Below are 12,757 nucleotides of genomic sequence, written 5' to 3'. Positions count from 1 at the left end.
CTTCGGTTCACCGTTCGACGAACCCGGTGACGTCTCCGCGAGCGGAATCCCATTGCTCGACCACCAGGTCCACGGTGCCCGGTGTGTTGCCCGAACGCAGGAGTGCGAGCAGCGCGTCCAGCTTGTCGCGCGGGCCCTCGGCTATCACCAGCACCCGGCCGTCCGCCTGGTTCGCCGCATAACCGACGAGACCGAGTTCCAGCGCCCGCGCGCGCGTCCACCACCGGAAGCCCACGCCCTGCACGTACCCGTGAACCCACGCTGTCAGTCGTTCCGTCGTCATGTCACGGCCGTTCCAGTCGGTAAATGGTTCCGGTGAAACTCGTCACGTACAGCGCGTCCGCGTTCCAGCCCGGCCCGGCGCCGAACCGCACCGACGACACCAGCGGGAGCCCGGACGCGAGTGCGCAACTCTCCCCGGTCGCCGGATCGACGCGCACCACCTTGCCGCCGCCGTTGTACGCGACGTACACGATGCCGTCCGGTCCTACGGTGAGATCGTCAGCGGCATTGAGCGGACCGGCCCCTGGCAACGGTATCGACACCACCGGGCCGGTCAGGTCGTCCTCTCGCAGAATGCGCAACGTGGTGGCCGTATCGAACGTCGTCACCGTGTAGATGTTCCCGTCGTGGGCAGCGAGGCCGTCGACGGTTCCCAGGTCGGTACGCACCACTTCGGGTGTGTGTGGATCCGCGGCCGGAACACGGGTCACTCCTGCGCCCGACCCCAGATTCCGCGCGGTGAGGAGGTCGCCGTTCCCGAGCCGCACCAGCCCGTTCGGCATGACGAGTCCCTTGGCCACCGTGTGCGTATCCCCGGTGTCGAGATTCACGACGTCTATCGTTCCACTTTCCGTCCCGGCAACTCCTGCGGAGAACGAATTTCCGGTGGCGAAGTAGGCGTCGGAGCCATGCATCGCGATTCCGCCCGGCGCGTCGACATCGGGCACGATCGAGCGGACCGTTCCGTCCGGCTCCACACCGTCCAGGGCGCCGCCGCCGACGAGACCGGTCCGGGACACCAGCATCGTTCCCGCCCCGTCGAATGCGAGGTTCTCGAGGATGCCCGCGCCGGAGACCACTTCGGACACCGACCAGGGCGTGCACACTCCGACCGGCGGCGTGAACGCCGGTCCGGCAGCAGCGGGCGCGGCCACGAGAAGGCCGGCGCTCAATACCAGCCCTCCGGCGAGGGCGGTCAGCTCACGCCGCATCATGCGTCGCTTTCGATGGTCAGTGTGACTTTCGTTCCCGTCTTCAGAGTCCGGCCCACGGTGCATACCTTGTCGATCGAGCGCTCCACCAGCGCGACGAGACGCTCCTGCGCGGCAGCGTCGAGCTCGCTCAGGTCCAGTTCGAGGACCTCGTCCAACTGCGGGTACACCTCGTTCTCCCGGTCGGCCGCACCCGACACCCGGATCGTGGCGTCGTAGTTGTCACCCAGCCGTCGAGAGAGAGGGAAATCAGAACTCATCCCGCTGCACGCCGCGAGCGCGATCTTCAGCAATTCACCCGGAGTGAATACACCTTCGACGCCCTCCGAGCCGATCAGGACCTCGGCGCCGCGTGAGCTGCGTCCCGTGTAGCGGCGGGTGCCCGTTCGCTCGACCCACAACGAGGTCGTGGCCGGCGTGTCGGAAGTCTGTTCTGCCATGCGCACAATCCTGCCACTCGGGGCCGACGGACCTGCACCGTGGGCGTCCATCCTCCCGACGGGCAGTCGTAAGGCGGGCTGTGGATTTGCAGGCACCGAAGCACGGCACGGTCGATCGGTGCACCGTAGGGTGAACCGACCAATGACACCGACACGTAAGCGGGGCAATGCAGATGGGCCAGATCGGTAGCGCGGGTGAGCGAACCCTTCAAGTCGAGTACGGCACCGAGGATCGCGCCGTGAAATTCTACTCTGACCAGGTGCTCGACCACCTCAATCCGACGATGATCGATTTCGTCGGCCGCCAGGAACTCGCGTTCGTCGCTACCGCCGACGCATCCGGCGAATGTGACAACAGCTTGCGCGCCGGCGCACCCGGTTTCATGCACGTCATCGATCCGAAGACGGTGGCGTATCCGGAATATCGTGGCAACGGAGTGATGGCGAGTCTCGGCAACATCCGGGAAAACCCACACGTGGGAATCATCCTCGTGGACTTCGTCCATGACCTGATCGGCTTGCACGTCAACGGTTCCGCCCGGATCGTGGAAGACGCGGACCTGCGTTCCGAGATCTCGGATCTACCAGCAGATCACACCAAGGGACGGGTGCCCGAGCGATGGGTCGTCGTGGACGTGGAGGAGGCGTATATCCACTGCCGCAAGCACATTCCCCGGATGGCACCCGTACCGCACCACCGGGAGTGGGGCACGGACGACGTCAAGCGCAAGGGCGGCGACTATTTCGAGGCCAAATCGACTCTGCGACACGATGAAGAGCTCAGGCAGGGCGTTTCGGCGGACTTCGCCGCGGCGCAGGCTGGCACCTCGGGCAGCTGAACGACGAGCGATTCATGAACTTCTCACGACGAATTGCAGTGCCGCACCGCGGGCAGGGACGATCCTCCTGCCCGTATGCGGACAGCGATCGATCGAAGTAACCGGACTCGCCGTTCACGTTCACGTACAAGGCATCGAAGGACGTGCCGCCCTGATCCAGGGCTTCGCGCATGACTTCTCGAGCGGCCCCGAGCAGCTGGCGGAGGGTCGCAGCAGTCAATCGATCGGTGAGGCGGGTCCCGTGGATCTGCGCGCGCCACAGGGCCTCGTCGGCGTAGATGTTCCCGATTCCCGACACCACCGTCTGGTCGAGAAGAGCACGTTTGATCTCGGTGTGCTTGCGGCGCATCACCGTAACGGTCGCCGCAGAGTCGAATCTCGTGTCCAGTGGATCCCGGGCGATGTGCGCAACCGAATCGGGGACGAGCGAGCCGTCGACATCGACCAGAGGCGCGAGCGCCCATCCGCCGAAGGTGCGCTGATCCACGAACCGCAAATCGAGCCCGGAATCGAGCCGCGCCCGAATGCGCAGATGTTTCTCGGTGACGGCCTCGGGTGGCTGCACGAGCATCTGCCCGCTCATCCCCAGGTGGACCACGAGCGCGACGGCACTGGGCTCGAGGACCAGCCACAAGTACTTTCCGCGGCGGTCAGCTCGCGCAATTCGCTCGCCGGTGAGCTGGCCGGCGAGATCCGCTGCGCCCAGAAGATGCCGCCGGATCGCACGGGGGTGCAGGACGTCGACCGAATCGATCGAAGCTCCGACAATGTGCCGTTCGAGTCCGCGGCGAACTACCTCGACCTCGGGTAGTTCAGGCACTGACGTCGTCGGCTGCTACGTCCGGACCACCGTCGGACAGAGCGTTCCACGCGGTACTCGCGGCCTTCTGCTCGGCTTCCTTCTTGGATCTGCCGATTCCGACACCGAACGCCTTGCCGCCCACCACGACGGTGGCGGTGAATTCCTTGTCGTGGTCCGGTCCCGTTGCGGTGATCTCGTATGAGGGCACACCGACACCACGTTCCGCTGTGAGTTCCTGCAGGCTCGTCTTCCAGTCGAGCCCTGCGCCGAGACGCGGAGCGCGTTGGAGTAGGTCGCTGAACAGGTCGAGTACCACTCGACGCGCTGTCTCGATCCCGTGCTGCAGATGGATCGCCCCGAGTATCGACTCCATGCCGTCCGCCAGGATGCTCGGCTTGTCGCGCCCGCCGGTCATCTCCTCGCCCTTGCCGAGGAGCAGATGCGCTCCCAGCCCGCCGTCACCGAGTGCACGAGCCACCTCGGCGAGCGCATGCATGTTGACGATGCTCGCCCGGATCTTCGCGAGGTCGCCCTCGGACTTCTGCGGATGCGCAAGGTACAGCTGCTCGGTGATGGTGACTCCGAGCACGGAGTCGCCGAGGAACTCGAGTCGCTCGTTGGTGGGAAGGCCACCGTTCTCGTAGGCATACGAGCGGTGGGTCAACGCCAACGTGAGCAGCGAAGGTTCGATTTCTACGCCGAGAGCGGCGAGGAGGGAAGCATGATCCTCCTCGCCGCCGGCGGGTGTATTACTGATGTCGCTCGTCACGACGCCTCTCCGTGGCGAACTAGACGGCGGCAGTGACCTGGCGGCCCTTGTATGTGCCGCAGGACGGGCACGCGATGTGGGGCAGCGTCTTCTCGCCGCAGCCACGGTTGGGGCAGGTAACGAGGGTGGGCACAGTGGTCTTCCACTGGCTGCGACGCGACCTCGTGTTGGATCGCGACATTCTGCGCTTGGGGACAGCCACTTCTACTTCTCCTCGGCTTCGTTGTTCACAAGATTCTTGCTGGGATCTGATTCCACGCCAAATTTGGCTGCAAGACCAGCCCAGCGAGGATCAAGTATGTCATGCCCATGGCCAGATTCGGCAATCGCCAGGCGAACGCCACATTCTGGGCACAGTCCTTGGCAGTCGTCGCTACAGAGCGGCTGCAGAGGAAGCGCGAGTCCGACCGCGTCGATGATGACGGGCTCGAGGTCGATCTCGTCGTCCTCGACGCGATAAATCTCATCCTCGTCCGTGGTCTCCTCGGTGGCGCTGTCCGGGTAGGCGAACAGCTCGGTGAGGCTGAGATCGACAGATCCGCTGAACGGCTCGAGGCATCTCGAGCACTCGCCGACGGTGTCGGCGCTGACGGAACCGGTGACCAGAACGCCCTCGGACACGGCTTCCAGGCGGAGATCGAGATCAATCTCCGATCCCTCCTCGATTGCAATCATGTCGAGTCCGATGCGCCGCGGCGCCGTCACCACCCGTTCGACGGTGCGCATCGAACCAGGACGACGGCCTAGCTTGACCGTGTCCAGCACGAAATCCGCGTCCCTACGGGAACGCGATGAGCTGCGGCGATGGGTTGACAAGACACTTCACTTTCGAGATGAGGAGAACGACTTTGGGCAACCACTCCACGATACGCAATCGGCGTGGATGATCCAAATGCCGGTCAGCGGCGGCGCTCGGCCCGCCGGTCGTCTGCGTCGTAGTCGGAAGCGTAGTCGGGCACGCCCGAACCCGTCCGCAGCTGCTGGCGTCCCCGTCCGACGGAGCGAATAGTGCCGGACAGGAACTCCTCGAACTCGGCGAGTTTCGTGTCGACATACAGGTCACAGTCGGACCGGAGCCGGTCGGATTCGGCGTGTGCGGCGTCGATCACCCGCGCGGATTCGGCATGCGCCTGCTGCACGACCTCGGTCTGGGATACCAGGCGTTCCTGCTCGGCGGTGCCTTCGGCGACGGAGCGCTCGTACGACGCCTTCCCTGCCTCGATCATGCGATCGGCCTCGGACCGGGCGCGGGTGGTGAGAGTGTCGTACTCGCGCTGGCCCTCGGCGATGGTCGCCTCGGATTCTGCCTCTGCGTCGGCGACCAGCTGTTCGGCGTGCGCACGCGCCTCCGCGACCATCCTGTCGGCCTGAGCTTTTGCGTCCGCGAGAATACGATCGGCGTCGTCCCGTGCATTCTCGATCGTCGACGTAGCTTCGGCGTTGGCGCTGGCGACTGTCTTTTCAGCGTTGGACCTGGCGTCACCGACCAGCTTGTCGCGGTGGTCCAGCACGTCCTGGGCGTCGTCGAGTTCACCGGGAATGGCATCGCGCACATCGTCGAGTAATTCGAGAACATCGCCGCGTGGGACCACACAGCCTGCGGTCATAGGCACACCGCGTGCCTCTTCGACAATCGCGACAAGTTCGTCGAGCGCCTCGAAAACCCGGTACACGAGCAACCCCAATCTTTCATGACCTCAGCAGGTCGGCGCAGCCTTCTTCGTGCAAGTCTGCCGGATGGGGACGCCAGTGGTGTGCCGTGACGGCCGGTGTGTCGGGTATCAGCTCTCGGCGGCCCGCTCGGCGATCCTCGTCAGCAGACGGGCGTGCACTTTCTCGGGCAGCATTCCCGTGACGTCGCCGCCGAAGGTGGCCACTTCCTTGACCAGTGAGCTGGAGAGGTAGCTGTAGGCAGGGTTGGTGGGAATGAACAACGTATCGACGCCAGTGAGTTTCTGGTTCATCTGCGCCATCTGCAGTTCGTAGTCGAAGTCGTTGGCGCCACGTAGACCCTTGACGATCGCTGTGATCCCTTGCTGCTTTGCGTAATCCACGAGCAGGCCGTGCCAGGAACTGACTCGCACGTTCGGCAGTGCACTGATGGAATCCTCGAGCATCTCGATCCGCTCTTCTACCGTGAAGAGGCCACGCTTGCTCTTGTTGATCATCACCGTGACGATGACCTCGTCGAACTGCGCGGCAGCTCTGCCGATTACGTCGAGATGACCATTGGTCACAGGGTCGAAGGATCCGGGGCAGACAGCGCCAGTCATGAGTCCAGACCGTAGCAGGTCGCCAGCTCGATCCGAGCCTCGCCGTACTTCTTCGCCTTGACGGGCGCGTAGCCCTCCGGCCACGACGTCTCCGGTGACCGCGACGAGCGCTCCAGGACCACGATCGACCCGTCGGCCACCCAGCCGTGCCCCCGCAAATCACTCAGAACCGTCTGCACCGCGCCGTCATCCACCGCATACGGCGGATCCGCGAGAACCAGGTCGTACACGCGATCGGCGGTGCCGGCCAGCACCGCGGACACCGGAGCCGTCCGCACCGCTGCACCCGGCAATCCCACCGCACTCACATTCCGCGAGATGACCCCCGCAGCTTTCACATCCGATTCGACGAGCAGGACACGATCAGCGCCCCGCGAGAGCGCCTCGAGCCCCAGGGCCCCCGAACCTGCGTACAGGTCGAGAACCGAGGCGCCCTCGAGATCCATCCGGCTGTGCAGGGCACTGAACAACGCCTCACGGACCCGGTCCGAGGTGGGCCGGGTCCCGCTCGGCGGGACCCGCAGGCGTCGGCCGCCCGCGAGCCCCGCGATGATGCGGGTCATCGAACGTCCGTCACTCGCTTGCGGACTCCTTCGTCGAGACGACGGCGAGGAGGTCGCCGCCCTCGACTTGCTGGACGGAGCCGATGGCCAGGCGGGTGACGGTTCCGCCGCGAGGTGCGGTGATGGCCGCTTCCATCTTCATCGCCTCGATGGTGGCGAGGGTATCGCCGGCCTCGATGTGCTGCCCCTCGGTGACGGCGAGAGTGACGACGCCGGCGAACGGGGCGGCGACGTGGCCGGGATTGCTCTTGTCGGCCTTCTCCGTGGCGGGGATTTCGCTGGCGATGGAGCGGTCACGCACCGACACCGGACGCAACTGGCCGTTGAGAATGCACATGACGGTGCGGTAGCCGCGCTCGTCGGGCTCGGAGATCGCCTCGAGACCGATGATCAGCTCGACACCCGGGGCGAGCCGCACCCGATGCTCGTCGCCGCTCCGAAGGCCGTAGAAGAACTGGTTGGCCGACAGCTGGGAGGTGTCGCCGTACTTGTCGCGGTGCTCGAGGAATTCCTTGGTTGGACCGGGGAAAAGCAACCGGTTGAGCGTCGCTCGGCGTTCGGCGGAGGTACCGGACAGCGCCTTCTCGTCCTCCACCGACAGGGCGACTTCGGGTTTGGCCGGCCCGCGGCCCTCGAGAGCCCGGGTACGGAACGGTTCGGGCCACCCGCCGGGCGGGGTGCCCAGCTCGCCGCGCAGGAACCCGATGACCGAATCGGGAATGTCGAAGCGGGCGGGGTTTTCCGCGAACTCGTCGGTGGAGGCACCGGATCCGACGAGGTGCAGGGCGAGGTCGCCGACCACCTTCGACGAGGGCGTCACCTTGACCAGGCGTCCGAGCATGCGGTCGGCGGCGGCGTAGTTGGCTTCGACGTCCTCGAAACGGTCGCCGAGACCCAGGGCGACGGCCTGGGTACGCAGATTCGACAACTGCCCACCGGGGATCTCGTGGGTGTAGACGCGGCCGGTCGGGGCCGGCAGCCCGGACTCGAACGGCTTGTACACCTTGCGCAGCGCCTCCCAGTACGGCTCGAGGTCGCACACCGCTTGCAGGTCGAGCCCGGTGTCGTGCTCCGAGTGCGCGGCCGCCGCCACGATCGCCGACAACGCCGGCTGGCTGGTGGTGCCGGCCATCGCCGCGGAGGCGCCGTCCACGGCGTCCGCGCCCGCCTGCCAGGCGGCCAGATAGGTGGCGAGCTGGCCACCGGGGGTGTCGTGGGTATGCACGTGCACCGGCAGGTCGAAGTTCTGGCGCAGCGCCGTGACCAGGGTGGTCGCGGCCGGGGCGCGGAGCAGCCCGGCCATGTCCTTGATCGCGATGATGTGCGCTCCGGCCTCGACGATCTCCTCGGCCAGGCGGAGGTAGTAGTCGAGGGTGTAGAGCTTCTCGTTCGGGTTCGACAAGTCGCCGGTGTAGGACAGGGCGACCTCGGCGAGCGCGGTACCGGTCTCGCGGACGGCGTCGATGGCCGGCCGCATCTGGTCGACATTGTTGAGGGCATCGAAGATGCGGAAGATGTCGATACCGGTGGCCGCGGCCTCGTCCACGAACGCCCGCGTCACCTTCTCCGGGTACGGGGTGTAGCCGACGGTGTTACGTCCGCGCAGCAGCATCTGCAGGCAGATGTTCGGTACGGCCTCCCGCAGCGCCGACAGCCGGTACCAGGGGTCCTCATGCAGGAACCGCAGTGCCACGTCGTACGTCGCGCCTCCCCACGCCTCGATCGAGAGCAGTTCGGGAGTCATCCGGGCCACGTGCCCCGCGACGTCGAGCAGACCGCTGGTCCGCACCCGGGTCGCGAGCAGCGACTGGTGGGCGTCGCGGAACGTGGTCTCGGTGACGGCGAGGGCCTTCTGCTCCCGCAACGCCCTGGCGAATCCCTCCGGCCCGAGGGCGAGCAGCTTCTGGCGGCTGCCGTCCGGCGGCGGGGTGGACAGGTCGATCTGGGGCAGCTTGTCACGCGGGTACACCGCGGACGGCCGTTCCCCGTGCGGCTTGTTCACCGTCACGTCGGCGAGGTAGGTGAGGATCTTGGTGCCGCGGTCGGCGGAGCTGCGCAGCGTGAGCAGCTGGGGGCGTTCCTCGATGAACGAGGTGGTGACTCGGCCCGCCTTGAAATCGGGGTCGTCGAGAACCGCCTGCAGGAACGGAATGTTCGTCGAGACCCCGCGGATGCGGAACTCCGTGACTGCCCGGCGCGCCCGGGCGACGGCGGTGTCGAAGTCGCGGCCGCGGCAGGTGAGCTTGACGAGCATCGAATCGAAATACGCCGAAACCTCGGCCCCGACCGACGTACCGCCGTCGAGGCGGATACCGGCACCGCCCGGGGTGCGGTAGCCGGTGATCCGACCGGTATCCGGGCGGAACCCGTTGGCCGGGTCCTCGGTGGTGATCCGGCACTGCAGCGCCGCACCACGCAACGTGATCTTGTCCTGACTCAGGCCCAGATCGGCGAGGGTCTCCCCCGAGGCGATTCGCAACTGCGACTGCACCAGGTCGACGTCCGTGACCTCCTCGGTCACCGTGTGCTCGACCTGGATCCGTGGGTTCATCTCGATGAACACATGATTGCCGCGGGTATCGAGGAGGAACTCGACAGTGCCCGCGCAGGAATAATTGATCTCCTTCGCGAACGCCACCGCGTCCGCGCAAATCCTCGCCCGCACCTCGTCCGGCAGGTTCGGGGCCGGCGCCAGCTCGATCACCTTCTGGTGACGGCGCTGCAGCGAACAATCCCGCTCGAACAGGTGGATGACGTTGCCCTGACCGTCGGCCAGGATCTGGACCTCGATGTGACGCGGATCGATGACCGCCTGCTCGAGGAACACCGTCGGATCGCCGAACGCGGACTCCGCCTCCCGCGCGGCCGCCTCGATCGATTCCCGCAACTGGGACCGCTCGGCCACCCGGCGCATGCCGCGGCCACCGCCGCCGGCGACCGCCTTCACGAAGATCGGGAACTGCATCGACTCCGCCGCCGCGAGCAACTCGTCAACATCCGCCGACGGCTCCGACGACGCCAGCACCGGCAGGCCGGCCGCCTTCGCCGCCGCGATCGCACGGGCCTTGTTACCGGTCAGCTCGAGGACCTCCGCGGACGGGCCCACAAAGGTGATGCCCGCCTCCGCGCACGCAGCAGCCAGATCCGGATTCTCGGAGAGGAACCCGTACCCGGGATAGACCGCGTCGGCACCTGCCTGCTTCGCGGCGGCGACGATTTCCTCGACCGAGAGGTACGCCCGAACCGGGTGCCCCTCCTGACCGATCTGATAACTCTCATCGGCCTTCAGACGGTGGATCGAGTTCCGATCCTCGTACGGAAACACCGCAACAGTTCCAGCACCTAGTTCGTAGGCGGCACGGAAAGCGCGGATCGCAATTTCGCCACGGTTGGCGACCAGGACTTTGGAGAACATTGGAGCAAACTACCCCGCCAACTCCGGCGGCGGAGAAACGGTATCCCATTATGCAGGATCGTCCGCAATCTTCACAAAGCAGCCCCTGACGTGTGCGAATTCTGCAATGGGCCCGAAACAGAGCAGCGAAGAATTACGTGACCGGAAGTAACTGCTTCACGTCGATCGTCGACTTCTCACGTTTTCTCGAGAAATTCGATCCGGTCCGCATCGAGAGCCGAAGTGACCATCGCAGAAAGACCCGGGTGGTTTTCCAGGCGCGGATCGTCGGCAGTCACCGACCGGGCGAACTCGGCAGCCGCGGCGATCACGTCCTCGTGGCCGAGAAGTGAGAGCAACCGCAGCGTCGAGGTGGTACCCGATTGCGCTGCCCCGAGAATGTCACCCTCCCGCCGGGTCGCGAGGTCGAGTTGCGCGAGTTCGAAGCCGTCGTTGGTGGAAGCCACGTTCTGCAGGCGCCCAAAGGCAGGCGCACCCGGATTCATCTCCGTGACGAGAATGCACAGCCCCTGGTGGGCACCCCGGCCGACCCGGCCGCGGAGCTGATGGAGCTGGCTGACCCCGAAGCGGTCGGCATCCAGGATCACCATGATCGTGGCGTTCGGGACGTCGACGCCCACCTCGACCACCGTGGTGCAGACGAGGACGTCGATGTCGCCGGCCGTGAAGTCGCGCATCACGGCGTCCTTCTCGTCCGTGGGCAGCCTGCCGTGCAGCAGACCGACGCGGAGGTCGGGCAGGACGGTGCCGCCCAGTTCCTCGAAGACCTCCACGGCCGACTTGGTGTCGGGCTGCTTGTCGTCGACAGTGTCCTCGCCGTCGCCCTTCTCACCGTCACCGATGCGCGAGCAGACGACGTATGCCTGCCGTCCCTCGGCCACGTCCTCGCGGATCCGTTCCCACGCGCGTGCGACCCACTGCGGTTTCTGGGACGCCGGTACCACACTGCTCTTGATCGGCGAACGACCCTTCGGAAGCTGGCGCAAGGTGGATACGTCGAGGTCACCGAGCACCGTCATGGCGATCGTGCGGGGTATGGGTGTCGCCGTCATGACCAGCAGATGCGGGCTCAGGCCTTCGCGCGCCCGCGACCGGAGCCGGTCGCGCTGTTCGACGCCGAACCGATGCTGTTCGTCGACCACCACCATGCCGAGGTTGAAGAACTCGACGTTGTCCTGAATGAGGGCGTGCGTGCCGATGACGATGCCTGCGTCGCCGGTCACCACCTCGAGTAGCGCGGCTCGTTTCGCAGCGACCGGCATCGACCCGGTCAGCAACGCTACGCGGGTCGCCTTCTCGTCCGCGCCGAGTTCGCCCGCCGTCGCCAGTGAGCCCAGCAGTGCCCGCAGCGAACGCGCATGCTGAGTCGCGAGCACTTCGGTGGGGGCGAGCAAGGCGCACTGATACCCCGCATCGACAACCTGCAGCATCGCGCGCAGGGCAACGATGGTCTTACCGGACCCCACCTCACCCTGCAGGAGCCTGCTCATCGGATGCGGCTGGGACAGATCCGCGGAGATCTCCTCGGCCACGGCGTGCTGGCCGTCGGTCAGCTGGAAGGGAAGTCTGCGCTCGAACTCGTCCGCGATTCCACCCGGTACCGGCGGGCACTCGGGCGCCACCCGCTCGGCGTTGTCGTGCCGGCGTCGAGCGAGCACCAGCTGCAGGGCCGCGGCCTCGTCGAAGCGGAGCCGGTCGTGCGCATTCTCGATGTCGTCACGAGTGTCGGGGAGGTGGACGAGGCGGAGCGCCTCGTCCAGACCGATGAGGTTGCGCTCGTGACGGATCCGTTCGGGGAGCGGGTCGTCGATCCGGTCGAGTTGGTCGAGGACCTGCCGAACACACTTCATGATCGTCCAGCTCTCCACCTCCCGTGTCGCCGGATACAGCGGGATCAGGGCGCGGTCGAACACGGACATGTCGACGCCCGCGCCCGGCTCCTGGGCGGCCCGGGCGATACCCGCGAGATCCCCCGCCCCGCGAATCCGCCCGACGTTCACCACCGGGTCGTCGCCGCCCTCACGAGGCTCCGGGAGGATCAGGTAACTCGGATGAGTGAGGCTCCACTTGCTGCGGAAATACTTCACGGTGCCGGAGAACATCGCGCGCACACCGGGTTTGATGACGTGCTTGACCTTCTGCGGACTGAAGAAGGTGACGTCGACGTTCTGCGTATCGGTCGCGAGAACCACCTTCAGCATGCTGCCGGGACGGTTCTTCATCTTCACGATTGCCGCCGACGACACCCGCGCGATGATCGTGATGTGCTCGCCCTCCGGCGGATCCTTCTCGGCAAGTTCACGGCCCTGGGAGGCGTACCGATGCGGGTAGTGCCGCAACAGGTCCTCGACGGTCCGAATGTCGAACGCCGCCTCCAGCGCGTCGGCGGTCTTGCGCCCCAGCAGGTGATCGAGCCTGTCGGCGAGTGTGGCCATCGAATTC

Annotated in this window: 13 protein-coding genes; 1 reads left to right on the top strand and 12 read right to left on the bottom strand. The window is 66.1% G+C overall.

Features of this window, described 5'->3' with window-relative positions:
• Positions 1–7: 7 nt before the first annotated feature.
• From R4P95_RS07445 to R4P95_RS07435, 3 genes are read right to left on the bottom strand one after another with little or no spacing between them, the layout of a single operon-like run.
• Positions 8–283 carry an acylphosphatase gene (locus tag R4P95_RS07445; RefSeq protein ID WP_109330975.1) on the bottom strand — a complete coding sequence of 92 codons (276 nt, stop codon included), beginning with the start codon at positions 281–283 and terminating at the stop codon, positions 8–10.
• Position 284: 1 nt separating this feature from the next.
• Positions 285–1,214: a hypothetical protein gene (locus R4P95_RS07440; protein WP_317746619.1), complete on the bottom strand. Its 930-nt coding sequence runs from the start codon at positions 1,212–1,214 to the stop codon at positions 285–287.
• Positions 1,214–1,654: an OsmC family protein gene (locus R4P95_RS07435; RefSeq protein ID WP_109330977.1), complete on the bottom strand. Its 441-nt coding sequence runs from the start codon at positions 1,652–1,654 to the stop codon at positions 1,214–1,216. Before R4P95_RS07435 ends, R4P95_RS07440 begins: the two co-directional genes overlap by 1 nt.
• A 167-nt stretch (positions 1,655–1,821) precedes the next feature.
• On the opposite strand from R4P95_RS07435, the gene R4P95_RS07430 reads away from it, so the two are divergent.
• Positions 1,822–2,493, top strand: coding sequence for a pyridoxamine 5'-phosphate oxidase family protein (locus tag R4P95_RS07430; protein WP_213571651.1), 672 nt, complete (start codon positions 1,822–1,824; stop codon positions 2,491–2,493).
• Here the strand turns inward: R4P95_RS07430 and mutM are convergent.
• From mutM to recG, 9 genes are all read right to left on the bottom strand, one after another.
• On the bottom strand, positions 2,435–3,313 hold the full coding sequence (gene mutM / locus R4P95_RS07425) for a bifunctional DNA-formamidopyrimidine glycosylase/DNA-(apurinic or apyrimidinic site) lyase (protein ID WP_159926124.1): 879 nt from the start codon (positions 3,311–3,313) through the stop codon (positions 2,435–2,437). The two genes, R4P95_RS07430 and mutM, sit on opposite strands and share 59 nt — an antisense overlap.
• Complete coding sequence (gene rnc, locus R4P95_RS07420) at positions 3,306–4,064, bottom strand: ribonuclease III (RefSeq protein WP_159926122.1); 759 nt, start codon at positions 4,062–4,064, stop codon at positions 3,306–3,308. The genes mutM and rnc overlap by 8 nt, the downstream gene beginning before the upstream one ends.
• A 19-nt stretch (positions 4,065–4,083) precedes the next feature.
• Positions 4,084–4,266 (bottom strand): 50S ribosomal protein L32, encoded by a 183-nt coding sequence (rpmF, locus tag R4P95_RS07415; RefSeq protein WP_109330985.1) that lies wholly within the window; start codon positions 4,264–4,266, stop codon positions 4,084–4,086.
• Between the two features lie 2 nt (positions 4,267–4,268).
• Complete coding sequence (locus R4P95_RS07410) at positions 4,269–4,880, bottom strand: YceD family protein (protein ID WP_284707201.1); 612 nt, start codon at positions 4,878–4,880, stop codon at positions 4,269–4,271.
• 83 nt (positions 4,881–4,963) lie between these two features.
• A complete protein-coding gene (locus tag R4P95_RS07405; protein WP_109335185.1) occupies positions 4,964–5,737 on the bottom strand; it encodes a DivIVA domain-containing protein in 774 nt (257 codons plus the stop codon).
• A gap of 108 nt (positions 5,738–5,845) precedes the next feature.
• Positions 5,846–6,337 (bottom strand): pantetheine-phosphate adenylyltransferase, encoded by a 492-nt coding sequence (gene coaD, locus R4P95_RS07400; RefSeq protein ID WP_213571650.1) that lies wholly within the window; start codon positions 6,335–6,337, stop codon positions 5,846–5,848.
• Positions 6,334–6,900 carry a 16S rRNA (guanine(966)-N(2))-methyltransferase RsmD gene (gene rsmD / locus R4P95_RS07395; RefSeq protein WP_317746506.1) on the bottom strand — a complete coding sequence of 189 codons (567 nt, stop codon included), beginning with the start codon at positions 6,898–6,900 and terminating at the stop codon, positions 6,334–6,336. Before rsmD ends, coaD begins: the two co-directional genes overlap by 4 nt.
• Before the next feature lie 10 nt (positions 6,901–6,910).
• Positions 6,911–10,315 carry a pyruvate carboxylase gene (locus tag R4P95_RS07390; RefSeq protein ID WP_213571648.1) on the bottom strand — a complete coding sequence of 1,135 codons (3,405 nt, stop codon included), beginning with the start codon at positions 10,313–10,315 and terminating at the stop codon, positions 6,911–6,913.
• Between the two features lie 176 nt (positions 10,316–10,491).
• Positions 10,492–12,750, bottom strand: a complete 2,259-nt coding sequence (gene recG / locus R4P95_RS07385) for an ATP-dependent DNA helicase RecG (RefSeq protein WP_317746505.1) — start codon at positions 12,748–12,750, stop codon at positions 10,492–10,494.
• Positions 12,751–12,757: the final 7 nt, after the last annotated feature.

Source organism: Rhodococcus sp. IEGM 27 (genome assembly GCF_033142305.1).
Classification (GTDB): Bacteria; Actinomycetota; Actinomycetes; order Mycobacteriales; family Mycobacteriaceae; genus Rhodococcus_F; species Rhodococcus_F oxybenzonivorans.
This window is presented reverse-complemented; position numbering and strand designations above follow the sequence as displayed.

Excerpts from the sequence above, each read along its gene's own strand:
- R4P95_RS07445 (WP_109330975.1), bottom strand. The coding sequence starts at position 283 with ATGACGACGGAACGACTGACAGCGTGGGTTCACGGGTACGTGCAGGGC.
- R4P95_RS07435 (WP_109330977.1), bottom strand. The coding sequence starts at position 1,654 with ATGGCAGAACAGACTTCCGACACGCCGGCCACGACCTCGTTGTGGGTC.
- R4P95_RS07430 (WP_213571651.1), top strand. The coding sequence starts at position 1,822 with ATGCAGATGGGCCAGATCGGTAGCGCGGGTGAGCGAACCCTTCAAGTC.
- recG (WP_317746505.1), bottom strand. The coding sequence starts at position 12,750 with ATGGCCACACTCGCCGACAGGCTCGATCACCTGCTGGGGCGCAAGACC.
- rsmD (WP_317746506.1), bottom strand. The coding sequence starts at position 6,900 with ATGACCCGCATCATCGCGGGGCTCGCGGGCGGCCGACGCCTGCGGGTC.
- coaD (WP_213571650.1), bottom strand. The coding sequence starts at position 6,337 with ATGACTGGCGCTGTCTGCCCCGGATCCTTCGACCCTGTGACCAATGGT.
- R4P95_RS07440 (WP_317746619.1), bottom strand. The coding sequence starts at position 1,214 with ATGCGGCGTGAGCTGACCGCCCTCGCCGGAGGGCTGGTATTGAGCGCC.
- R4P95_RS07390 (WP_213571648.1), bottom strand. The coding sequence starts at position 10,315 with ATGTTCTCCAAAGTCCTGGTCGCCAACCGTGGCGAAATTGCGATCCGC.